The 23,686-nt window shown below is 71.3% G+C and carries 15 protein-coding genes and 1 pseudogene; 8 read left to right on the forward strand and 8 right to left on the reverse strand.

Annotated elements, in window-relative coordinates:
- Positions 1-3,804 (reverse strand): annotated as a pseudogene (locus G6O68_RS21105) (patatin-like phospholipase family protein); the annotation flags it as partial.
- Positions 3,805-3,991: 187 nt separating this feature from the next.
- On the opposite strand from G6O68_RS21105, the gene G6O68_RS21110 reads away from it, so the two are divergent.
- The 6 genes from G6O68_RS21110 (at position 3,992) to G6O68_RS21135 (ending at position 11,613) form a co-directional block, all read left to right on the forward strand.
- The gene (locus G6O68_RS21110) at positions 3,992-5,392 is read left to right on the forward strand and encodes a 3' terminal RNA ribose 2'-O-methyltransferase Hen1 (RefSeq protein ID WP_165250635.1); all 1,401 of its coding nucleotides are present in this window, start codon (positions 3,992-3,994) and stop codon (positions 5,390-5,392) included.
- On the forward strand, positions 5,382-6,191 hold the full coding sequence (locus tag G6O68_RS21115) for a HEAT repeat domain-containing protein (RefSeq protein ID WP_240911421.1): 810 nt from the start codon (positions 5,382-5,384) through the stop codon (positions 6,189-6,191). The genes G6O68_RS21110 and G6O68_RS21115 overlap by 11 nt, the downstream gene beginning before the upstream one ends.
- Positions 6,192-6,304: 113 nt before the next feature.
- Complete coding sequence (locus G6O68_RS21120; protein ID WP_165250636.1) at positions 6,305-7,576, forward strand: SUMF1/EgtB/PvdO family nonheme iron enzyme; 1,272 nt, start codon at positions 6,305-6,307, stop codon at positions 7,574-7,576.
- Positions 7,577-7,595: 19 nt separating this feature from the next.
- Positions 7,596-8,321, forward strand: a complete 726-nt coding sequence (locus G6O68_RS21125) for a hypothetical protein (RefSeq protein WP_165250637.1) — start codon at positions 7,596-7,598, stop codon at positions 8,319-8,321.
- A gap of 222 nt (positions 8,322-8,543) precedes the next feature.
- Complete coding sequence (locus G6O68_RS21130) at positions 8,544-8,909, forward strand: hypothetical protein (protein WP_165250638.1); 366 nt, start codon at positions 8,544-8,546, stop codon at positions 8,907-8,909.
- Between the two features lie 97 nt (positions 8,910-9,006).
- Positions 9,007-11,613 (forward strand): polynucleotide kinase-phosphatase, encoded by a 2,607-nt coding sequence (locus tag G6O68_RS21135; protein ID WP_165250639.1) that lies wholly within the window; start codon positions 9,007-9,009, stop codon positions 11,611-11,613.
- A 59-nt stretch (positions 11,614-11,672) separates the two neighbouring features.
- Here the strand turns inward: G6O68_RS21135 and G6O68_RS21140 are convergent, their stop codons facing one another.
- From G6O68_RS21140 to G6O68_RS21165, 6 genes are all read right to left on the reverse strand, one after another.
- Positions 11,673-12,554, reverse strand: coding sequence for a dienelactone hydrolase family protein (locus G6O68_RS21140; RefSeq protein ID WP_165250640.1), 882 nt, complete (start codon positions 12,552-12,554; stop codon positions 11,673-11,675).
- Positions 12,555-12,664: 110 nt separating this feature from the next.
- Entirely contained in the window at positions 12,665-13,465 is an 801-nt protein-coding gene (locus tag G6O68_RS21145) for a 3-keto-disaccharide hydrolase (RefSeq protein WP_165250641.1), read from the reverse strand.
- Positions 13,466-13,778: 313 nt separating this feature from the next.
- Entirely contained in the window at positions 13,779-16,670 is a 2,892-nt protein-coding gene (locus G6O68_RS21150; RefSeq protein ID WP_165250642.1) for a PVC-type heme-binding CxxCH protein, read from the reverse strand.
- 231 nt (positions 16,671-16,901) lie between these two features.
- Complete coding sequence (locus G6O68_RS21155) at positions 16,902-18,272, reverse strand: hypothetical protein (protein ID WP_240911422.1); 1,371 nt, start codon at positions 18,270-18,272, stop codon at positions 16,902-16,904.
- 96 nt (positions 18,273-18,368) lie between these two features.
- The gene (locus tag G6O68_RS21160; RefSeq protein WP_165250643.1) at positions 18,369-18,596 is read right to left on the reverse strand and encodes a hypothetical protein; all 228 of its coding nucleotides are present in this window, start codon (positions 18,594-18,596) and stop codon (positions 18,369-18,371) included.
- A gap of 35 nt (positions 18,597-18,631) precedes the next feature.
- The gene (locus tag G6O68_RS21165) at positions 18,632-19,711 is read right to left on the reverse strand and encodes a DUF1559 family PulG-like putative transporter (protein WP_165250644.1); all 1,080 of its coding nucleotides are present in this window, start codon (positions 19,709-19,711) and stop codon (positions 18,632-18,634) included.
- Positions 19,712-20,210: 499 nt separating this feature from the next.
- Between G6O68_RS21165 and G6O68_RS21170 the strand changes: the two genes are divergently transcribed.
- Positions 20,211-21,449: a XylR family transcriptional regulator gene (locus G6O68_RS21170; RefSeq protein ID WP_165250645.1), complete on the forward strand. Its 1,239-nt coding sequence runs from the start codon at positions 20,211-20,213 to the stop codon at positions 21,447-21,449.
- 137 nt (positions 21,450-21,586) lie between these two features.
- The gene (locus tag G6O68_RS21175) at positions 21,587-22,615 is read left to right on the forward strand and encodes a PP2C family protein-serine/threonine phosphatase (RefSeq protein ID WP_165250646.1); all 1,029 of its coding nucleotides are present in this window, start codon (positions 21,587-21,589) and stop codon (positions 22,613-22,615) included.
- A gap of 102 nt (positions 22,616-22,717) precedes the next feature.
- Here the strand turns inward: G6O68_RS21175 and G6O68_RS21180 are convergent, their stop codons facing one another.
- Positions 22,718-23,629, reverse strand: coding sequence for an RluA family pseudouridine synthase (locus G6O68_RS21180; protein ID WP_165250647.1), 912 nt, complete (start codon positions 23,627-23,629; stop codon positions 22,718-22,720).
- Positions 23,630-23,686: the final 57 nt, after the last annotated feature.

Genomic DNA, 23,686 nt, shown 5'->3' on the forward strand with positions numbered 1-23,686 from the left:
AGTCGGGGCACCTGAGCGGAAGGGGCGAGGCTGGCTCCACAAGCACCTCGACGCCGGTCCCCCGGCGCAGCAGTCGCACGTCGGCACGTCGGCGGCGGGTCGGCCGTCGACGTCCCGGCCCTGGACGACCTGGTGCAGGGCCGCCCGCATGACCGGGTCGTGGGCCAACTCGGTGGCGATGTGGCGGCCGAGGAGCCGGTAGAGGCTCATCTTGGCGGGGGTGTAGAACTGGTCGACCGGGTCGTCGTCGGGGAAGGCCGACGATCGGGCCGCGAGCAGCAGCCCGTCCCCCTCGTCGCCGGTGAGCGTGGGCCGCAGGTAGACCAAAAGCCCCTTCCGCCCGCCCGGATACAGGAGTTGCGCGAAGACGAAGTGCTCCCGGGCGAAGTCGCCGGGGGCCTCGGCTCTCGCCTTCGACCTCGGGGTGTGGCCGTCGCCGTTGACGTGGGCGGCGTGGCCGTCGCCGTTGCCGTTGGCATGGGGCGACTCGGGGGAGGCCGGGCTGGACCGGCCGGCGGGTATCGCGCACGCGTCGTTCGGGGCGTCGCTTGGCAGGACGAGGTCCAGGCCCACCCCGCCGGAGCGCTGGCAATCGGTCTCCGGGCAGCCGCACGCGGCCACCGACCGATCGTCGAGCCAGGCCCGGTAGGCCGTCGAGCTCAGGAAGGGCCCGACCTGGACGCCGTCGACCCCCGCCTGCTGGAGAACCTGGATGAGGGCGTCGAACCGCCGCTCGGCCGCCGCCCCCCGCTCCTCCTGCCCGCAGTCCGACGCCACGATCAGGGCGCATCGACGCTGGAGCAGGACGTAGAGGCCCAGGTTCTCCACGTGCGCGCCGTCGGTGAGCATGAACCGGCAGTCCCCCTCGCCGTCGACCCCCAGCGACTGGTACAGGTGGAAGAGCAGGCTCTCCGCCGGGGACCGCGCTTCGAACCGCTTCGGGTCGCGGACCCAGTAGCCGGTCTGGATGTTGAGCAGGTGGAGCACGGCCGAGAGGGCCGGGTTGGCGATGGTGCCGGGGGCGAGGAACGCCCCCGAGGTCGCCACGATGTTGCCGATGTCCATGTGGTTCCGCCGGGCGAAGGACTCGCGGTCGCGGCCGCGGATCCAGTGGCCGGTGAAGCCCGAGCCCGCCGAGAGGGGCGAGAACGTGAAGATGTTCTCCGGGAGGTTGGGCTCCACGCCGAGCGATCGGTTCCCCTCCAGCGTGGCATTGATGAGCAGCAGGGGCGCCCGTCGGGGGCCGGACGCCCCGGGGCCGTCCTCCGACGGGCGGCAGCCCCGGTAGGTGCGGCCCGTCTGATACAGCCAGCGCTCCGTCTTGGCCTCCCGCCGGATGCCCACCCAGCAGTCGATGACGTGGTCCCGGTAGAACTTCTGGAGCGCGAAGGCGTTCACGTCGACGGCGCAGGTGATCAGCCAGATGGCGGCTGCGAAGGCGAAGATCCAGAGCCGCGCCCACTGGTCCTCCCGCCAGACGATCGAGGCGAAGACCGTATGCTGGCCTCGGTCGCGGACCTGGCCGCGCGCGTAGAGCTGCAGGGCCAGCCGGTTGTTGTTCCGCAGGGCCGCCTGCGCGGCGGGCTTCGCGAGGGCCTCGGGCCCGAGCGCGGCGAGGCTCGCGGCCTGCCGGCGATAATCCCGGTCGAGCGTCTCGTAACGGTCCTTGACCTCTTGCGGCGTCCCGGCGTCGTGGGAGGCGGCGGCGTCGGGGATGGACTCCCAGAGGTTCGGCCGGGAGAGGACGTCATCGGAGATCCGTTGCACGTACCGGCCCTCCAGCCTGTCGCGATCGTGCAGCAGGCGGTAGAGCCGCGCGGCGGGGGGCTCGAAGATGGCCTCCAACCGGGCCGCGACGGCCCGCTTCACGTCGAGTCCCCGGATCGCCTTCCAGCCGGCGGCGAGCCGTCCCCACCAGTCGATGTTACGGAACGCCTGCCACCGTTCCGTCCACCAGGAACGCCCCGTCCGCCCCCCAAAGCCGGCCATGACGGAGATCTCCTCCGGCGGCGGCCCCTCGGGAGCCTCGACCGATCCCGGACCGAACGCCCCGCCCGCCTCGGCCCGCCACGATTCCGGCGCCCCGACGCCGAGGACGCCGCCGGCCACGCGCTGGACCCAAGGGAGGGACTCCAGCAGGTGGATCTCGGCGAGGTCGAGTCGCTCGCGCTCCCAGGGATATACCTGCTTCCTGGCGTCCGTGAGCTGCTTCGCCAGCGGCTGCCAGGGGTTCATCTCGGCGCTCGACGCCGCGTCGCGGGCGACCTTCTCCCAGAACCGTTCGGAGTCGCGGAGGTCGGAAGGGTGGAAGGCCGCGGATTTCAGGTCTTTCCGCCAACTGAGATATCCCGAGACGTTCTCCCGCGCGACCGTGCTGAACAGCACGAAGATCAGCAGGAGGACGAAGCCGTAGCTGCACAGGAAGATCACGACCCGGAAGACCGGCTCCCACCCGAGGCTCTCCCGCAACGACGCCCGCCCGCCCCGCTGCTCCGAGGCCTCCTCGACCCGCCGGACGCTGCGGAAGAGGTCCTTGGGGAACAGGAAGCCCAGCGAGACCACCCCGAGGGCGATCCAGGCCAGGGTATAGAGGCGGTCCCCCTGCTCGCCGAGCCATCGCGAACGCTCCGCGAGTTTCTCCAGCTGATCGGGGTCGGAGCTCACCGTGTTCAGCCCCACGTCCCCGGTGGCCACCAGGCCCGCGAAGCAGAAGAGGGCCACCAGCGGCGGGATCAGCAGCGAACTCCGCAAGGGCGACCGCTCCGGCTGGTTCCACAGCCGAGCGATCCAGCCCAGGCCGATCCGGGCCCAGCCCGGCCGAGGCCCGTCCGCGAATCGCCGCTCCAGGGCCCTCCCAAGCCGATCGAAGCCGCGCCTCAGGAGCGAGCGGAGGCCGATCGCGGCCGCGAGCCATCGGAGCGGCCGGCCCAGCAAGAGGACCACGCAGACCGTCAGGATCACGGCGATCGGCAACAGGAGCAGCAGGAACTGGGGGAGGAAGCTCAGGGTCCCCACCATGCTGGGGTACTCCCCTCGATTGAGCCAGATGAGGCAGGTGTACCAGGCCACGGCGAGGATCGATCCGGCGAACCAGAGGTAGGTCAGATACTTCCTCCATCGCGACGTCGTGTCGATCCAGTAGCCCGCGAGGAAGGTCCCCAGCGTGATCCAGAAGGGCGCGAAGCCCCGGGAGACGTCGGTGCCCAGGCCCATCGCGTACCAGAAGATGTTCGCGTCCGGGGCGTCGAGCATCCGCATCACGAAGGCGGTCAGGGCGAGCGCCGCGATCAGGAGCGAGCCCGTCTTCACGAGCTGGAAGGCCACCCCCAGGAACCAGACTCCCACCCCCCAGAGCCACCCCGGAACCGTCTTCGAGGTCAGCGAGACCTTGCCGAACCACTCCGAGCCGCCGGGGAGCATCGACGTCGCCAGGTGCCCCGCCGCATAGCTCCCGCCCGACACGCTGGAGACGTAGTCGAAGTACTCCAGGTGCCTCCGATCCCCGTCCGCCTCGCCCGGGGGCTTCAGCTTCTCGGGCGGCGGCGAATAAGGGAGCTGGTCCAGCCCCTCCAGCAGCCCCAGGCTGAAGCAGGCCGAGCGGACCCCCCCGCCGGAGAAGCTCAGCCCCGCCAGCTGCGCCTCGCCTTCCCTGTAGCCGAGTTCCTCGCGACGTTCGGCGATCTCTCGGGCCTCCGCTCGCCTCAGCTCGGCGAAGCCGAACGGCCCCTCCGGGACGGGCTCCGGCTGGCCGACGACGGCATCGGCCGGGGCGTCTTCCTGGCGTGGGATGTTCACATGGGGCATGATGTCACCTCGCGGTGGACCGCGGGCGCTCCCTCCTCGGCGTCCGCGATGGGGACTCGAACGGCCGTCCAGGCGTTTTTAACGCAAGCCGACGCGCTTTCTTACACGATTCCGAACGAACCCGAGCGACCGTCGCCGTGTCCTCCAGGCCCGGAGGGCGAGCCGAGACCATCGGAGGGGCCGAGCGATGCTGCTGACGATCACGACCACGAGGAGGCCGGCCGACGACCTGGGCTATCTGCTGCACAAGCATCCCGGGCGGTTCCAGGGCTATGACCTGAGCTTCGGGCACGCTCGGGTGTTCTACCCGGAGGCGGGCGCGGATCGCTGCTCCGCCTGCCTGATGCTGGACGTGGACCCGGTGGGCCTGGTGCGCGGCCGGGGGAGCGGCGAGGGGATGCTCGATCGCTACGTCAACGACCGGCCCTATGCGGCGTCGTCGCTCCTGAGCACGGCGATCGCGCAGGTCTACGGCTCGGCCATGCAGGGGCGTTGCAAGGACCGGCCCGAACTGGCGTCGACCCCCCTCCCCTTCGAGGCCCGGATCGACGTGCTGCCGGTCCGGGGCGGCGAGGCGTTCCTCCGCGCCGTGTTCGAGCCGCTCGGTTACCGCGTCGACGCCGACCGCGTGCCGCTCGACGAGCAGTTCCCCGACTGGGGGGAGAGCCCGTACTTCGCCGTCACGATCGCCGCCGAGACGACCCTGGCGAGCCTGCTGACGCATCTTTACGTCCTGATCCCGGTCTTCGACGACGCCAAGCATTACTACGTCGGCCCCGACGAGCTGGAGAAGCTGCTGGACAAGGGGGCCGGCTGGCTCGCGGACCACCCGGAGAAGGATGAGATCGCCCGCCGTTACCTCCGGCGCGGGGCCGGCCTCTACCGCCAGGCCCTCGCCCGGCTCGCCCCCGAGCAGCCCGAGGCCGTCGAGGCCGACGGCGAGGAAGCGGCCGCGCGCGTCGAGGAGGCGGTCGAGAGGCCCATGAGCCTCAACGACCAGCGCCTGGGAGCGGTGCTGGCGGCCCTCCGCGCCTCCGGGGCCCGGCGCGTCCTGGACCTCGGCTGCGGCGAGGGCAAGCTGCTCCGGCTCCTGCTCAAGGACCCGCAGTTCGCCGAGATCGTCGGCGTGGACGTGGCGATGCGGACGCTCGAAACGGCCCGCGACCGCCTCCACCTGGACCGCCTCCCCGAGCGTCAGGCCGCGCGAATCAAGCTGATGCAGGGCTCGCTGACCTACCGCGACCGCCGCCTGGAAGGCTACGACGCCGCGGCCGTCGTCGAGGTCGTCGAGCACCTGGACCCGCCCCGGCTCGCCGCCTTCGAGAACGCGCTGTTCGCGTCCGCCCGGCCGGCGACGGTCGTCCTGACGACCCCGAACCGCGAGTACAACGCCACCTGGGAGAACCTCGGCCCCGACCGCCTCCGCCACCCCGACCACCGCTTCGAATGGACCCGCACCGAGTTCCGCGCCTGGGCCGAGGCCGTCGCCGTCCGCCACGGATACTCCGTCCGTTTCGTCGCCGTCGGCCCCGAAGACGCCGCCCTCGGCCCGCCGACCCAGATGGGGGTGTTCACCCGTGGATCTTGAATCGATCGACCCGAAGGACGACCCGCGATCCGTCGACGACCTGTTCAACGCGGCCCTCGTCGAGCCCGACGAGATTCTCGCCTGGGACGCCGTGATGGCGCTCCACGAGATCGGGACGCGCGAGGTCCTGGACCGCGCGCTCTCGCTCTGCGCCGGTGCCTGTCCGTTCGAACGCGCTCGCGGGGCCGACGTCCTCGGGAAGCTGACGCTCCCGGAGCCGTCGGAGTCGGGAAGGCGCCTTCGCGCCTTGCTCGAGATGCTGGAGCAAGAGACGGACGCGGGCGCACTGCAGGCGATCCTCGCCGCGTTGGGGCACCAGGCCTGGTCGGCCGAGGCCGTCTCCGCCGCCGCCGATCGGAGCGCGCATCCCGACCCGGAGGTGCGAGATGCGGTGGTCCACGCGCTGATGGGCCTGTCCGACCCTCGGGCGATCGAATCCCTGATCGAACTCTCGCGCGACCCGGAGCCCCACGTCCGCGATTGGGCCACTTTCGCGCTGGGAAGTCAAATTGACGACGACACGCCCGCGATCCGCGAGGCCCTGGCCGCGCGTCTCGCCGACGAGGACGAGGAGACGCAAGCCGAAGCGGTCGTCGGCTTGGCCCGCCGAGGCGATCGTCGCGCCCTGCCGTGCATCCGCGACGAACTGACCTCGGGACGGCCGATGATCCTCCACGTCGAGGCCGCCGCCCTGATCGCCGAGCCCGAACTCCACCCCCTGTTGCTCGCGCTGCGCGGGAGGTGGGATGCGGACCCCAGGGGGCTTGAGGATGCGATCCGGGCCTGCACCCCGGGTTGAGGACGCAGGCTCTCCCGAATCGCCCAGGGCGTCGGCCCCGTCGCGGCCGTCGGTAGGATGGGCGTGCGTCCTCTTGGATGTGGTTCGCGACGATCGGGGACGAGGAGGGGACGATGGCGACCATCGAGAGACTGGGACTCGAAGAGATCGAACGCCGCGTCTGCGACGTGGCCTCGGAGCAGCTCAGCATCCCGCGCGCGAAGCTCGCGCCGGGGCTGCGGATCGTGCAGGACCTCCACGTCGACAGCCTGGACCTGGTCGAGCTGTTCATGGAGGTGGAGGAGGCGTTCGACGTGACCCTGCCGGATCGATCGGCGGACCCAGTGTTCAAGGCCGTGTTCACCCGCCCGGACTTCCGGCTCGCCGACCTGGCCGAGCTGGTCTACCTCGTGCAGGGGTCCGGGGCCCCCAGGAGCGATCGGGGCCGGGACGGCGAGGGTGATGCGCACACGACGATCGCGGGCTTCACGCAGCTCGGTGGCCGCTGGGAGGGCCGGTCGCCCGTGTGGGAGGTCCCGATCGCCGACGGGGCCGTGATGAGTTACCGCCGTCGGACCGATGGCATGCGATGCCTGCCGATCCCGTCGGCCGTCGCGGAACTTGGCGATGAGAACCCGGACGCCCCTCGCGACGAGCGGCCCGTGCGGCGGGTGGAGATCGACGCCTTCGTGATCGACGCCGAGCCGGTCTCGACGACCGCCTACTGCCGGTTCCTGAACTCGATCGGCGAGGTCGGGCCCGACGTGCTCGCGGACTGGTTCGTCCTGCACCCGGACGACGACCGCGACGAGCACCATCTCGTCCGGCGCGAGGGGTCGACCTGGCGTCCCCTGCCGGGCGTCGACCGCAAGCCGATGATCCTGGTCTCGTGGTTCGGCGCGAACGCGTATTCGCTATGGGCCCTGGGCTGCGACTGGCGACGCTACGGCGGCGGGGCGGGAGACCCCGAGGGCTTCCTGCCGACGGAGGCCCAGTGGGAGTACGCCTCGCGGGGCGCCTCGCGGCGAACCTTTCCCTGGGGCGAGGCGTCTCCCTCGCCGGAGCTGTTGCAGTTCGGCCGGCACCGCAGGGGGGCGTCGTACGTCCCCGCGACCCTGCCGATGGCCGACGTGAACGTCGACCTGGGCGTCTCGCCGTTCGGGGCCCGGCACATGGCGGGGAACGTCTGGCATTGGTGCCGCGACTGGTACGCGGCCGATTTCCCCGGCCGCCCCGAAGCCTCCGCGCCGAACCCCGCGAACCGGACGCCGACCGGCGTCCGCGCCGAGCGCGGGGGGAGCTGGGTCGGCCCCGCCTCCCTCTGCCGAAGCTCCGCCCGCCGCGGCCGCCCCCCCTCGGCTCGGGGCCGCTGCCTGGGCTTCCGCTGCGTCGCCCCCCTGCCCTGACCGAATCCCGGAGCCCCGCATGCGGATCGTCGACTTCTCGCCTCCGGCCTCCCCCACCCTCGACCAGCAGCGCGACGCCCTGCGCAAGGGCTTCGGCCGCGCGCGGATGTGGGCCGAGGTCGGGAAGCTGGAGGACGGGCCTTTGCTGGAGGCCTGCCTGACCGACTTTCGGTTCGACCGGCAGCTCGAAGGGACGCGCGGACGATGGCTCGCGGAGATCGTCCGCGCCGCCGACGCGATGGGCCGCTTCCGCGTGCCGATCCTGCGAGCCCTGGATGAGCGCGATGACGCGAACGCCGGGCAACTCTGCGAGCTGGCCTTCGCCTACGCGAAAGCGGGCGACGACGCGTTCCGCTCATCGCTCTACCGGATCGTGGAGGCCGGCCCCGATGACGAGGGCTGGCTCCTGGTCGAGGACGAGGTCCTCGATCTTGACGGGGAGCCGGCGTTCCTGCTTTTGGCGCGGCTCCGGGGGGAGTCGCTGCGGCATCGTGGCTGGCAATGGAGCGACGACTCGTTCATCCGCCATTCTGGCGAGATCCTCGGCGAGGAACGACGGGATCGCCTTCTGCGCGAGTCGGGCGATGCGTTGGTTGCTGCGTTCGAGGAGCGACGGCGTCGCCACGAGGAGGCCGAAGCGGCGGAACATGCGGCCGAGCCACCCTATCGGGAGCGGATGCGGTCGATCGCGGTGGAGGCCGTCCTGGAGGCGGCCGAGTCGACGGAGAGCCGCCTTTACTTCTAGTTCCAGGGTTGGGGGAGCTTCGCCGACTCGGATGGAAGGGAAGCGGTCTTCACCCGGCTCCTGGAATCCACCGACCGGAGGTTCCAGGCGCGTCTGGCGAGGGTTTTCTACCGGCCCGGCTTTCCGCGGTTCGACCCTCGGCTGCTGCCGCTCTGCCTGGATGCGGACCCGGCCATCAGGAACCCCACGATCCAGGCGCTGGCGAAGGTCGACGACCCGGCCGTGCGGGAATTCGCCCTGGCGGAGATCGCGGGCGGGCCCGGAGGCGCGGCCGTCGTGGAGCTGCTGATCCATCATTTTCGCCCCGGCGACGAACGGTTGATCCTCGAATCCATCGATCCGCCCGAGGACGAGGCCGAGCGTCACTGGCTGTTCCAGGACGTGCGTCGAATCCTGGAGGCCAACCCAGAAGCCGATGCGCTCCCTTTGGCCCTCGTCGGCTACGCCTCGACGCCGTGCAGTTTCTGCCGCGAGGGGTTCGTCGCCCTTCTCCACGAACGCGGCCTGATGCCGGCCTGGATGGTCGAGGAGGCCCGGTTCGACGCCGACGGGCGGACCCGAAGATTCGACGAGAATGCCGACGGCTGAAGGCTCGAACCGGATCGACCTGCCCGTCAGCATGAAGAGATGCCGGATTCGCCTTCCCCCCTGGTGGGGGATGGAAATTATGGATCGAGAGTTTCGCATGACCCTGTCCATCCCCAAGCTCTCCCTCGTCGTCCTGGTCGGCCCCAGCGGGTCGGGGAAGAGTACGTTCGCGAGGCGGTGTTTCGCGGCGACGGAGGTGCTTTCGTCGGACGCCTGCCGGGGGATGGTGTCGGACGACGAGAACGATCAGGAGGCGACGAACGACGCGTTCGACGTGCTGCATTACGTCGCGGCGAAGCGGCTGGCGCGCGGGAAGCTGACGGTCGTGGACGCGACCAACGTCCAGCCCGAGTCGCGTCGGCCGCTCGTGGAGCTGGCGAGGAAGTATCACTGCCTGCCGGTCGCGATCGTGCTCGACGTGCCGGAGTCTGTCTGCCACGAACGCAACCGAGGCCGCGACGACCGCGCGTTCGGACCGCACGTCGTGCGCAACCAGGCGTCGCAGCTCCGGCGCTCGTTCCGGGGGCTCCGCAAGGAGGGCTTCCGCCACGTCTACGTCCTGCGCACGCCCGAGGAGGTCGACGCGGCCGAGATCGTCCGCACCCCGCTCTGGAACGACCGCACCGACGATCATGGTCCGTTCGACCTGATCGGCGACGTCCACGGCTGCGGCGACGAACTGGAGGCGCTGCTGGCCCGGCTGGGCTACGAGCCCTCGCCCGTCGAACCGGGGACGTCCCCCCTCCTCTCCGGGCCGCTCTACACGCACCCCGAGGGCCGCAGGGCGGTCTTCGTGGGCGACCTGGTGGATCGCGGACCGCGCGTGGTCGACGTGCTCCGCATCGCGGCCACGATGGTCAAGCACGGCTCGGCCCTCTGCGTGCCGGGCAACCACGACATGAAGCTGCTGAAGAAGCTGCGCGGGAAGGACGTGCAGGTCACGCACGGCCTGGCCGAGACGCTGGCCGAGATCGACGCCCTGCCCGCCGAAACGCGCGAGCCGTTCGTCCGCGAGCTGGCCGAGTTCCTCGACGGCCTGGTGAGCCACTACGTCCTCGACGGCGGCGAGCTGGTGGTCGCGCACGCCGGGATGAAGGCGGAGATGCAGGGCCGGGGCTCCGGTCGCGTCCGCGACTTCGCCCTCTACGGCGAGACGACGGGGGAGACCGACGAGTTCGGGCTCCCCGTCCGCGTGAACTGGACGGCCGAGTATCGCGGCAAGGCGGCCGTCGTCTACGGCCACACGCCCGTCCCCGCGCCCGAGTGGCTCAACCGCACCGTGAACATCGACACCGGCTGCGTCTTCGGCGGCGCGCTCACGGCCCTGCGCTGGCCCGAGCGCGCGTTCGTCTCCGTCCCCGCCGCGCGCGTCTATCGCGAACCGTCCCGGCCGTTCCTGCCGGTCGAGGCCGAGTCCCCGGCCCCCTCGGCGCAGCAGGAGCACGACCGGACGCTCGACCTGGAGGACGTGATCGGCAAGCGGATCATCCCCACCCGGCTTCGCGGGAACGTCACGATCCGCGAGGAGAACGCCGCCGCGGCCCTGGAGGTCATGAGCCGGTTCGCCGTCGATCCGCGCTGGCTGATCTACCTGCCGCCGACGATGTCGCCGACCGAGACCAGCCGCGAGGCCGGCCTGCTGGAGCACCCGGCCGAGGCCTTCGCGTACTACCGCACCCAGGGGGCGCCGAGGGTCGTCTGCCAGGAGAAGCACATGGGCTCGCGAGCCGTGGTCGTCGCCTGCCGCGACGAGGCCGTCGCGCGCGAGCGGTTCGGCGTGGATACCGGCGAGCTGGGCGTGGTCGTCACCCGCACCGGGCGTCGGTTCTTCAACGACGCCGACCTGGAGCGGCGGTTCCTGGACCGCGTCCGCGAGGCGCTCACCTCGGCCGAGGTCTGGGGCCGACTGGAGACGAACTGGGCGCTTCTGGACTGCGAGCTGATGCCCTGGTCGGCCAAGGCTCGCGAGCTGCTGCGGTCCCAGTACGCGGCCGTCGGCGCGGCGGGGTCGGCGGCCCTCCCGCGCGCGGCCGAGGCGCTCGAACGGGCCTCGCGGCGGCTGGAGGGGGACGAGTTGGCGAAGCTCCGCGAGGCCGAGTCGACGGTCCATCGCCGGGCCGACGAGGTCGGCCGGTTCGTGGCCTCGTATCGCCGCTACTGCTGGCCGGTGGCGGGGCTGGAAGACTACAAGCTCGCCCCGTTCCACCTGCTCGCCACCGAGGGCCGCACGCACGTCGACAAGGACCACGCCTGGCACATGGAGACGCTGGCCGAGGTCTGCCGGGCCGACCCGGAACTGCTCCGCGCGACGCCCTACCGGATCGTCGACGTGACCGATCCGGCGAGCGAGGCCGAGGGGATCGCCTGGTGGGAGGAGCTGACCGGGCGCGGCGGCGAGGGGATGGTCGTCAAGCCGCTCCCCTTCCTGCTCAAGGGGGCGAAGGGCCTGGCGCAGCCGGCGGTGAAGTGCCGGGGCCGGGAGTACCTGCGTATCATCTACGGGCCCGAGTACACGGCCGAGGCGAACCTGTCGCGGCTGCGGTCGCGGGGCCTGGGCCGCAAGCGGTCGCTGGCGCTCGGCGAGTTCGCGCTGGGGGTCGAGGCCCTGGAGCGGTTCGTCCGGGGCGAGCCCCTGCGACGGGTCCACGAGTGCGTCTTCGGGGTCCTCGCCCTGGAGAGCGAGCCGGTGGACCCCCGGCTCTAATCGGCCGGACGCCGGGCCCCGTGAGGAGGGGGCCCGGCGACTCTCGACCGGTTCGGGGCTCAGGCCTTCGCGGGCGAGACGCCGTGCTTCGCGAACCAGGCGAGCAGGCGTTCCCAGCCGTTCTGGGCGTCGGCCTTGCGGTAGCTGGGGCGGTAGTCGGCGTGGAAGGCGTGGGGGGCACCGGGGTAGACGTGGATCTCGACTTCCTTGCCGCTCGCCTTAGCGGCCTCGCGCATCTGCTCCAGGCTGGCGACGGGGATGCCGCCGTCGGCCTCGCCGTAGAGGCCCAGGACGGGGGCCTTCAGCTCGGCCGCCACGTCGATCGGGTTCTTCGGGTGCAGCTCGTCCTTGTCCCCCACGACCCGGCCGTACCAGGCGACGCCCGCCTTGAGGTCCGGGTTGTGCGCGGCGTACAGCCAGACGATCCGGCCGCCCCAGCAGAAGCCGGTGATCGCCAGCTTCGACACGTCCCCCTTGGACGCCTTGGCGAAGGCCACGGCGGCGTCCAGGTCGGACATGACCTGGGCGTCGGGAACCTTGGAGACGACCTTGCGGATGATCTCGCGGAACTCCCCCTCCTTCGAGACGTCCCCCTGGCGGAAGTACAGCTCGGGGGCGATCGCGAAGTAGCCGAGCTTGGCCAGCCGCCGGCAGATGTCCTTGATGTGCTCGTGGACGCCGAAGATCTCCTGGACCACCAGGACGACCGGGAACGGGCCCGCGCCCGCCGGCATGGCGCGGTAGCCGGGGATCTTGCCGTCGGAGGTCGGGATCTCGACGTCTCCCGCCTCCAGCCCCTCGGTGTCCGTCGTGATGGTCTGCGCCGAGACCGGCTGGACGGCCGCCGCGAACCCCACGGCCAGCGTCGTGACCGCGAAGCCTCGCCGCGAGACGCCACCGGCCTCGATCTCCGCGACCCCGCTCGTTCGATCGTCGTGCATGCGTCTGCTCCCCTGAACTCGTCCGAAGATCATGGTCAATCGACCCTGGTCATCATAACGAGCATCCGGGCCGGCTGAACGGGGTAGCCTGCGAACTCGGGCGGCGGACCTCATCGCGCCGGACGGATCTCGACGTTGCGGAACCAGATTTCGGCGGCCTCGATTTCCAGCGCTATCCGGCCCTTGGTCAGCGGCTTCGGGTCGCCGGGCTTCGCGGGGTCGTCGAAGCGGACGGCGGTCCCGTGGTTGACGACCTGGCCGTTGAGCAGGTGGGTGACCTCGGCCCCTTTGCAGATGATCTCCACGTCGTTCCAGCCGTCGCGCTCGGGGACCTCGGCCAGCCGATGCTGGTAGTCGATCCCCTTCAGGCCGAGGACCTTGGGCTCGCCTCCGCGGTCGACGGGGAGGAACGTCGGATAGTCGGGCGATTTGGCGTCGCGGGTCTTGGGGTCGATGGCGGTGTCGAGCTGCATGCCGAAGAGGGCGATCAGGTCACCGACGTTGGTCTCCTCGATCTGATACTGGAGCGACCGGGGCCAGACGGCGTCGGGGCCGGTGATGTGGTAGTACAGACCAGCGTCCTTCTTGAGGGCGTAGCGGGGCTCGAACTTCTTGTCGCCCCACTTGTACTGGAGCCGCAGGTGGTAGTCGCCGTGCTCCTGCTCGGTGCCGATGTAGCCCATCACCACCTTGGCCTTGTCCTCGAAGTTCTTGTACAGGTGGATCGCGCCGTCCTCGATGGTGATGATCCCGTCGGGGTCGGAGTTCCGGCCGTGCTCCTGGAGGAACGTGTACCAGCCGTCCAGGTCCTTGCCGTTGAACAGCGGCGTCCAGCCGCCGTCCGACGAATCCGGGGGCGCCGCCAGCGCGAGGGCCGAGGCCAGGGCCAGACAGGGGATTGAGAGGAGCATCGGTCACCGCCTTCGGGAGGAATCGAGTTGGGGTTGGTGATGTCGGGACTCAAGGCACATGCTAAACGAGCCAGGCGCGCCGGGCGATCGAGTCGCGAACGCCGGCGAGTCAGGGCCGGATGGGGAGCACCAAGGCGGACGAGCGACGACGGCGATCCCTTCTTCCCTTCCCCCCCGGTGGGGGAAGGGCGATTGGCAGCTTCCCGCCCGCTTGATTCTCCGGTCGGTTTCCGTGCTCGTCTTCCCCCTCATCCGGCCTTCGGCCACCTTCCCCCGCCAGGGGGGAAGGATTTTCAGGTGCTCACTCGTGCCGTCACGGCTGGCGGAGGAACGCGATTAAGTCGGCAAGGCCCTGCTCGCCCAGGGCGTCTTCGAAGCCCTCGGGCATGAGGGAGCGGCCGCTGCGGCGGACGGCCTCGATCTCGGTGCGGAGGATGGATTGCTCGATCCCCTCGGCCCCGCGGAGCTTCAGGCTGGCGGCGGTCTCCTCGGCGAGCAGGCCCGAGAGCGTCTGGCCGCGTTTGGTCAGGACCGTGAAGGCGACGAAGTCGGGCGAGACGTCGGCGTTGGGGTCGAGCACGTCCTTCAAAAGGGCCGACGCGGGCCGGCTGGCCACCCCCGAGAGGTCGGGGCCGACCTTGTAGCCGTCGCCCCGGTGCTGGTGGCAGGTCCGGCAGTTCTTGACGAACAGCTCGCGGCCCCGCGCGACGTCGCCTTCGAGCGCGAGGGCCGACTGGAACTTCGCCACGACCTCGGCGCGGTCGCGGGGCGTCCGCGATTCCAGAAGGGCCGAGACGCGCCGGGCGACCTCGGGGTCGGACGACGACCGGAGCGACTCGCGCTCGGCGGGGGTCAGCTCGGAAAGGCCCACCACGTCGTCCTCGATCGCCTCGACGAGCCCTCCGGCCAGCGGGGCCGAGCGGACCATCGCGGCGAGCACGGCGCGTCGGGGGGCGATCGCGATCGACTCCCAGGACTCGAAGATCCGCCCCGCCAGCGGCGCCGAGGCGACCTCGGCGATCGCGTCGGCCGCGGCCGCCTGCACCGCCGGGGGCTGGTCGGCCCCCAGGAGCGTCGGCACGAACTCGGCGGCGGCGTCGGGGCGGAACCGCGACAGCAGGGTCAACGCCCGGGCGCGGTCGGCCGCCTCGGCGTCGGTCGCGGCGACCGTCTCGCCGGCGCGATCGAGCAAGACGGCGAGGCCTTCGAAGCCCGCCTCGCCGGCCAGCTCGCGCGGCGGCTTGCCGGCGCGGGCGAGGCCGTCGGACAGGCCCAGCAGGAGAGCGAGGCGGCCGGCCGAGCCCTCGCCGGCGGCGGGAGGCCGGAGCGCGGCGGACAGGGCCTTCAGCTCGTCGGGGTTCGCCCGCACGCCCAGGATCGAGGCCGTCGCCCCGAGGAGGCGGGCCTGGCCCGGCGTCGCGGTCGCGAGCCATTCGGGATGCGCCTTGAGCAGCGACGCGAGGAACGGCGAGGCGGTGTCGCGGAGGCCGCTCAGCACGGCCAGACGCGTCCACTCGTCCTCGGCGTCGCGGGCGGCGACCTTCGCCAGCGACTCGACGGCGGCCGGGGCGCTCGAATCGCCCAGGACGATCGCCGCCTGGAAGCGGACCCGCGGCTCGCCGTCATCCGCCAGGGTCGCGACCGCGTTGAGCAGGTCGGGTCGGCCGGCGGCGAGCTTGGCGGCGGCCTCGCGGACGTCGGCCGAGGGGTCGGCCAGCAAGCCGGCGACGGTCGCGTCGTCGAGCGCGCCGAGGCCGTCGAGCGTCCAGGCCGCATGGATCCGGCCGAGGGGCCTGGCGGACGCCTTCGCCAGCGCCGCCAGGGCCGGGACCGCGGCCCTGTCGCCCCGGGTGACGAGCAGCCGCTGGGCCGCGTCGCGACGCCAGCCGTTGGGGTTTTCCAGCAGGGCGGCCAGCGCCTCGGCGGACGCGCCGCCCAGGCGCGGAGGCGGGGCCGTTTTGGCGCCCTTGCGAGCGATCCGCCAGATCCGACCCCGGTTCATCCAGCGCTTGAATTCGATCGAGTCGCGGACGTCGGCCGGGACGAACGCCGGGTGCTCCACCATCTCGCGGTAGAAGTCGACGACGTAGAGGGCGCCGTCGGGCCCCGTGGCGGTGTTCACCGGTCGGAAGAACGGATCGGTGGAGGCGAGGAACTCGCGGTCGGCCTCGGCGCGGCGAGCGAGGAACGTCGGCCCCTGGTGCTCCAGGATTCGGCGCTGGACGAGATTCGTGAGCGATTCGCCGAAGAACGCGTTCCCGACGTAGCCGTCGCCCAGCAGGTCGCCGCGGTAGATCGTGGGGCCGCAGCTCGCGTTGAAGTAGGTGGTGGACTCGCGGTTGAACGTGGTCGGCGGCGGGCTGATCGGGAAGACGCGGCCGCCGTCGGCGGGGTCGAGGATCGTCGCCACCGACGCCGACTCCGCCAGGTACGGGTTGCGGGCGAGGGCCTTCTCCTCCAGGACGACGTGGCGGATGGGCATGGTGTTCCACGAGGGGAAACGCCGGCCCCAGTCGTCGCGCGGGAGGCCGAACTGGCTGAAGCCCGAGACGACCTCGACCGCGCCGGTGTCGGGGCGGAAGCGAAAGTCGTGGAAACGCAGGGGGACGACGGCCGACTCGGGATCCTCGGGCCGTCGCACCGCGCCGTCGCTGCGGCCGTTCGCGCCGTAGACCCAGTTGTCGGAGCCCCAGGTCAGGCCGTTGACGCGGAGTTGCGTGTTCCCCTCGGCGAACCCGGTGAGCACGACCTTGCGCACGTCGGCGACGCCGTCGCCGTCCTCGTCCTTGAGGAACAGGATGTCGGGCGCTGCGGTGACGAGCACGCCGCCGTTCCAGGGGAGGACGCCGTTGGGGAAGTTCAGGCCCTCGGCGAACGTCGAGGCGCGCTCGTATCGGCCGTCGCCGTCGCGGTCCTCCAGCAGCCGCACCTTGCCCGAGGCGGGGCCGACGGGATAGTCGAGCATCTCGGCGACGAACAGCCGGCCGTCCTCGTCCCAGGCCGCCGCGACCGGGCTGCAGACGTCAGGCTCGGACGCGACCAGCTCGATCGTCAGCTCGGGGTCGATCAGCCGGAGCGTCGCCTTCGCCTGTTCGGGCGGGAGCGGCCCCGGCGCGGGATCGGCGGCGAGGGATGCGCCGGTCCAGAGCGTTGCGGCGAGCCACACGGCGCCGATCCGCCGCGAGAGGGGGGGGATGTTCGGCATGCGGAGTCCTTCGGGGCGGGTTTCGACTGCGTCTCGAAAGCGGAGGCTTGATTCCCTTCTCCCCTTGAGTGAGAAGGTGCCCCGCAGGGGCGGATGCGGGGTCGACGTCCGGCGGCTGTTGGACGGCTCGTCGGCCCGCATCCCGAGCGGCCTGGTGGGTCGACCCCTCATCCGGCCGTCCCGGCCACCTTCTCCCTCAAGGGGAGAAGGGAAGACGAGGAGGCTCATCGATCAGGGGTTCGTCGCGTCATCATGCAGGGTCTTGAGCAGGCCCAAAGCCTCGTCGACGATCTGCTCGCCGACGCCGGGCGAGGTATAGCTGTGGAGGCCGGTCCAGGTCTGGTAGCCGCCCAGCTCGAACCCCTTGCGGTCGGGGACGTAGCCGATGTAGTCGTTGGCCAGCTCGAAGACGAAGGTGTCGCGGAACGGGCTCCGGCGCTTGATGTCCTGGCCCAGCACGGTGAAGAACTCGGCCGGGACGCCCACCACGGCGGTGTCGCCGATGCGGATAGCCTGGACCCAGGTCTTGCGCTCCTCGCCCTTGCGGGGGGCCAGCTCCTTGCGCATGTCGCGGAAGACGTCGACGACGAACTGGGCGATCTGGGGGTGGTCCTTCAGCTTGTACGCCTCGTAGGCGACGACCGCCGCGTCGTCCTTGGCGTCGTCGAAGTCGCGGACCTTGACGGTGATCTCCTTGCGGATCCCCTTCACGCGGTCGACAGGCCGGGGCTCGGCCTTGGCCAGCGCGGCGACGACCGCCGCCTTCATGCGGATGATCATCTCGTCGGCCTTCAGCTCCAGGTTATGAGTGGAGCCGGACGCCCCTTCGAAGAAGAGGGTCGTCCCCCCCAGCTCCTTCTCCAGCTCCTGGGCGGCCAGGCCGTAGAAGCTGGGCGAGCGGACGCCGGGCGTGCGGGAGCCGATCGTGTGGGTGGAGTGGTTGAACATCAGCGCCTCGAGCGAACCATCCGGCCGGCGGAACGCCCAGACCGGCAGCTCGGGGTCGAACGGGCCGGTGGGGCGGACGAAGTCGTCGGTGGCGCCGGTCCAGTAGATCATCCCGTTGGAGAGCAGCAGCCGGCTGTTGCGGCCGACCGACGACTCCTCGCCCAGCCGGAACGACATCGTCGCCGGCGCCAGCCGGGCGTTCGCCGCGACGGCCGCCTCGACGGCCTTATCGCCGGCGTGCTTGGTGAACGCCTCCTCGCGGCGGTAGCCGTGGATCGAGCAGGTCGTCGGCGCGTGGTGGGTGTGGGTGGCGTTGATCAGGACGTTGTCGAACGGGACGCCGGTCGCCGCCTCGATCCGCCGGGCGGCGTCGTCGAGCACGTCGCGCTCGATCATCAGGACGTCCAGCTCCACCAGGGCGGCCTTGGCCCCCTGGGGGTCCTGGATCACGACGGCCGAGGCCCGCAGCTCGCCCTCCTGGCCGGTCGCCTTGCCGGGGCCGATCCCGCCGCCGATCACCATCGAGTCGTCGGCCGTCAGGTTCGCGGCGGCCGCGCCGACCATCAGCTCGCCGGCGAGGGCCGCGGCGGGAAGCGTCGCCGAGGCCGTCGTCAGCGACAGGCCGAGCGCGAGGCTCAAGAATGTCCGTTGCATCGTCGCGGTGTCTCCCGGTTGCGGAAATCGTCTCGTGGAAAGGCGGCGCGCCGGGCGGCCGGCGCGCCGCGGGAGAGGAGGTCTCGGGACGGAACGTCAGGGCCGGGCCTTCGCCTTCCCTTTTACCTTGGCGGTCTTCGCCAGGTCCATCGGCGACTGCTCCAGCGGGGGAGCCGCCGGCATCGTCCCGGGGGGCAGGTTGGTGGGGGTGCCGGCCAGCCGGTCCTCCGACCCGCAGCCGGCGGCCAGCAGGGCGGCGATCAGCGCCGCCGCGAGGGGGGCCGTCGCTCGCGACTTCGTCGTCCTGGGGGTCGTCCTCTTCATGGGAACTCTCCGTTGAGCGTCGAAGCGGCGGTTCGTCAGTAGGAGTCGGCGCTGAGGACCTCGCCGCCGTTGCGGCTGCCGAGCGCCCACCAGGCCGGCAAGCTGATCGAGTCCTTGATGAATCGGACGGAGCCGTCGGCCAGGGCCACGTTCACGCCGCCGGCGTGGTTGCTGCTCGCCGCCGCCGAGCCCGTCGGGCCGACGAACTGGACGTACGGGATGTCGCCGGCGTTGCCGCACTGCAGGCTGTTCGGCCGGGCGACGTGCATGTAGTTCACCAGGCAGACGTGGGTCGGGTACCCCAGGAGCCAGTTGAAGCCGAGGTAGGCCGAGGCCGTCGCGTTGGCCGTGGTCGTCATGGGCAGGGCCTGGCAGGCCTGAGCCATCCGCAGCGCGCCGTCGGCCCCGGTGCCGACCCCCGAGCTATCCGTCCCCGGGAAGATCACCCGCTTCGCGTCCTTGTGGCCGGGCGTCATCGCCGCGACCCCCGGGGCGATCCCCAGGCCGATCAGGTGCTCGCTGAACGCCGCGGTGTTCGACGTCCCGTCGGTGATCGACGAGATTCGGACCATCCCCGAGCCGCCCCCCCAGCCGTTCGTGCCGATCCCGCCGTTGAGCTTCAGGTCCTTGGGCGGCACGATCGTCCCGCTGTAGGCCTGGATCTGGCCGGGGCCGCCGTAGTTGCCCACGTAGCTGCACGTCGCCCACGGGTAGCCCGGCCGCTGGCCGATCGACTCCGACGGGCAGAGCAAGGCCGCCACCTGCGTGTAGCCCGCCGTCGTGATCTGCAGGCCGTAGTTGCCCTGCATGAAGTTCATCGAGTCGAAGAGCGCGTTCTGCTCGATCTGCGGCAGGATCGCCACCGTCCAGGCCCAGGAGAAGCCCGAATCCTGGATCTCCGACGTCGGATAATTGCACTGCATCGGCATCACGTCATACGTCGAGATGTAGTTCTGGGCGGCCAGCCCCAGCTGCTTCAGGTTGTTGACGCACTGGGCGCGTCGGGCCGCCTCCCGCGCCGACTGCACGGCCGGCAGCAAGAGCGCGATGAGGACGGCGATGATCGCGATGACCACCAGCAGCTCGATCAGGGTGAATCCACGGCTCCGGCGCATTGGTCGTGACTCCTCGGGACCTGGGACGTGCAAGGGGGTCGGCAAGGACGGTCGTAGCGAACGCGTCGTCGCGCCCGCGGCGGCGGGAGGGCCGGGTGGCGCGTCGGAGAGGATGGGGCGCGTCGGCTCGGCGACTCGCCGTTCCGAAGAAGTTAAACAATCGTCGAGCACGAATGGAATTGAGCTTTTATGCAATCCTGATTAAGGAATCGTGTCAGCCCGGCCCGTCGCGTCGTCCCGGTCCCCGAAGCGGTGCGGCCCCGCCGAGAGACACCGACGGCCTTCGCGCCGCAGCCTCGGGGCCACGCCCGCACCTCGCGGCGGCGCCCCGGACCGCGCGGGGGAGCCCGGCCCGACCGCCCCGACGAAGCCCCCCTCGACGCCGCCCGCCGTCGCGGATGGAGGAATCGCTCCGCCCCGGTGGACGCTGGACCGCCGCACTTCCGGCCGGTAGCATAAGCCGACGCCACTCCGAGACGGACCACCCGACGGGCCCGCCATGCCATCACGACGACGCCGCCGCCGCGCCGGGCCCCCGCACGTCGCGTTCATCATCGAGACCTCGATGGCCTACGGCCGCGAGATCCTCCACGGCACCGTCCAGTACGTCCGCGAGAACGGGCCCTGGACGGTCTTCTTCGAACCTCGGTCGATGCAGGACCCGGCCCCCCCCTGGCTGGAGGACTGGGACGGCGACGGCATCATCACCACGCTCTACCCCCAGTTCTCCGAGCTGATCCGCCGCACGGGCATCCCCACCATCGACCTCGACGACCAGGAGCCGCGCTCCGGGCTCCCCACCGTGCGAAGCGACCAGCTCGCCATCGGCGCCATGGCCGCCGCGCACCTGATCGAGCGCGGGTTCACGCGGTTCGGCTTCTTCGGCTACCCCCAGTTCGAGTGGTCGCGGCTGCGGCTGGAGGCCTTCCGCCGCGCCGTCGCCGCCGCCGGGTTCTCTTGCGAGGAGTACGAGCCGGCCCACGCGGTCTCCTGGGGGCACCAGATGCCCGCCTGGGAGGCCGAGATCGACCGCGTGGCGCGCTGGATCGACGGCCTGCCGAAGCCGATGGGGCTGATGGCCTGCAACGACTTCCGGGGCGTCCAGGCGCTCGACGCCTGCCGGCGGGCCGACGTGGCCGTCCCCGAGGAGGTCGCCGTGATCGGCGTGGACGACGAGATCCTCGCCTGCGAGCTGGCCCAGCCCTCGCTCTCCAGCATCATCCCGGACTGCCGGCGGATCGGCTACGAGGCCGCCCGCCTGCTCGACGGCGTCCTGGCCGGCGGGGCCCCCCCGCCCCGCTCGCTGCTGGTCCCGCCGCTGGGGATCTCGGTCCGCCAGTCCAGCGACGTGACGGCGATCCCCGACCCGATCGTCGCCGACGCCATGCGGTTCATCCGCGAGCACGCCTGCCGGGGCATCCGCCTGGACGACGTGGTGCGGCACGCCGGGATCTCCCGCAGCTCGCTCCACCGCCGGTTCCGCGCCTCGACCGGTCGGACGATCCACGACGCCATCGCCGGGATGCGGATGGACCGGGTCAAGCGGCTGCTCGTCGAGACCGAGCTCCCCCTGCACGCCGTCGCCGAGCGCGTCGGCTTCGCCCACGTCGAGTACCTCGTCGCCGCCTTCCGCAAGGCCTTCGGCGCGACCCCGGGGGCCTACCGCAAGGCCCATCGCCCGGAGCCCTCGCGGCACGCCCCCGCCCGACCCCGCGCTGGGGGGCGGGCCGCCGACTGAGCGAGCCCGAGCTTCCCGCGGATTTCGCGTGCGGCCCGGGAATTGCTTGGCGTATGCTGGGCGGACCGACGTGCGGCACGCAAGCCCGCGGGGACGTGATCCGGAGAGAGCCAGCCGCCCGCACGGGAGCGACGACCATGACCGCGATGCCGGTGAAGTTCGAGACCTCGCATTACGAGTTCCTGGTCAGTCCGCTCAGCTCCTCGTCCGCGCGACCGGCCGCGCGGGAGGCCTCCAGCACCAAGGTGCGGGTGGACCTGGCGGCGACCTCGCACCCGGGCAAGGTGAGGTCCCGGAACGAAGACCACTACATGGTCGCCAAGGCCTCGCGACGCATCGACGTCCTTCTGAACAACCTGCCCGCCGGCGAGCTGCCCGACGAGATCGGCGAGGACGCCTACTCGATGGTCGTCGCCGACGGCATGGGGGGCATGAACGCCGGCGACGTGGCCAGCATGCTGGCGATCAGCACCGGCGTCCGCCTGGCGGACAAGTCGGTGAAGTGGGGCTTCAAGATCAACGAGCGCGAGGCCCGCGACCTGCTCAATCGGATGAGCCTGTACTTCCAGGAGATCGACCTCCGCCTCACCCACAAGAGCGACGCCGACCGCCGCCTCTTCGGCATGGGGACCACGCTGACGCTCGCCTACAGCGTGGGCGCGCACCTGTTCCTCATCCACGTCGGCGACTCCCGCGCCTACCTCTTCCGGCGCGGCGAGCTGATCCAGCTCACGCACGACCACACAGTCGCCCAGGCCCTGGCCGACGCCGGCCAGATCAAGCCCGACGAGGTCCGCACCCACGCCCGGCGCAACACCCTGACCAACTACCTCGGCGGCCACCGCGGCAAGATCCGGGCCGACGTCCGCTGGAGCCGCCTGGAGGACGGGGACCGCCTCCTCGTCTGCAGCGACGGCCTCACCGACATGGTGGACGACGCCGGCGTGGCCGCGATCCTGGCCCGCGGCGAGACCTCCCAGCAGGCCGTCGACCTCCTGCTGGAGAAGGCCCTCGACGCCGGCGGCAAGGACAACGTCACCCTGATCGTCGCCGGCTACCACATCCCCCCCGCCGAGTTCCTGGGCGTCCGCGAGGTCCAGGCCCAGCCCGCCCAGGCCGAGCGCTCCACCGTCGTCGACACCGGCGAATTCCCCCCGCCGCAATGACCCGACGAGGCCGTTGCCCATTGTGAACGCGGCCGGAGGCTGGATCGAGAAAGCCATGGCCGATCGTCCTTCCCCCCTCGTGGGGGAAGGCAAGAAGGCCCGTCAGCCCTGATCGGCGACCTTCACCACGCCGTAATCGTGCTTCAACTGGTCGGTCAGGGTGGTGAAATCCTTCGGGACCGGGGCCTCGACGCGGATGGGCTGGCCGGAGAGGGGGTGGATGAAGCCCAGGGACGCGGCATGCAGCGCCTGGCGATGGAACCGGATCGGGAACTTCGGCCGGCCCCGACGGCCGTAGACCGGGTCGCCGACGACCGTATGCTCGAGCGCCGCGAGGTGGATGCGGATCTGGTGCGTCCGGCCGGTCTCCAGCCGCACGGCGACCAGGCTGGCGACGGTCCCGTAGCTCTCGATCACGCGGAAGTGGGTCGTCGCCGGGATGCCGACGCCGGGCTCGCGCGAGACCCCCCGGCGGTTGTCGCCGGCGTCGTCCACCAGGGGGATGTCGATGCGTCCCTCGGGGGTGATGAACACCCCTTCCACCACCGCGAGGTAGTCGCGCTCGATCGTGTGGGTGCGGAACAGCTCCTGGAACGGCCGCAGGGCGCGCGGCGAGGTCACCAGCAGGATCACCCCGGACGTGAGCTGGTCGATCCGGTGGACGATCCCGACGTAGGGCTTCTTGACCCCCCGCTTGTGGATCTGATACCGCCCGGCTCGTTCCAGCAGGGTGTCGCGTTCGCGAAGCTCCGTGGGCTGGACGAGGAGCCCGGGGGGCTTGTCGATGACGAGGACGTCGCGGTCCTCGTACAGCACGGTCAGCCGACGCTCGGCCAGGTCGGCCCGGGGCCGGTTGGGGTGGAACGACAGCTCGTCGTCGGGGCCGACTTCCTCGGCCGGGTCGACCCGGCGCACGCCCCCGACGTCGACCTGGCCGCGCTCGACCGCCTCGCGCGCGGCGCGTCGAGAGAGCTGGAAACGCTCGGCCACGATCTTGTCGAGCCGGACCTTCATCGGAGCATCGCCTTCCACCTGGGCCTCCCGGACCGCGAATTCTTCGGATCGTGAGAG

The organism is Paludisphaera soli (assembly GCF_011064595.1).
Classification (GTDB): Bacteria; Planctomycetota; Planctomycetia; order Isosphaerales; family Isosphaeraceae; genus Paludisphaera; species Paludisphaera soli.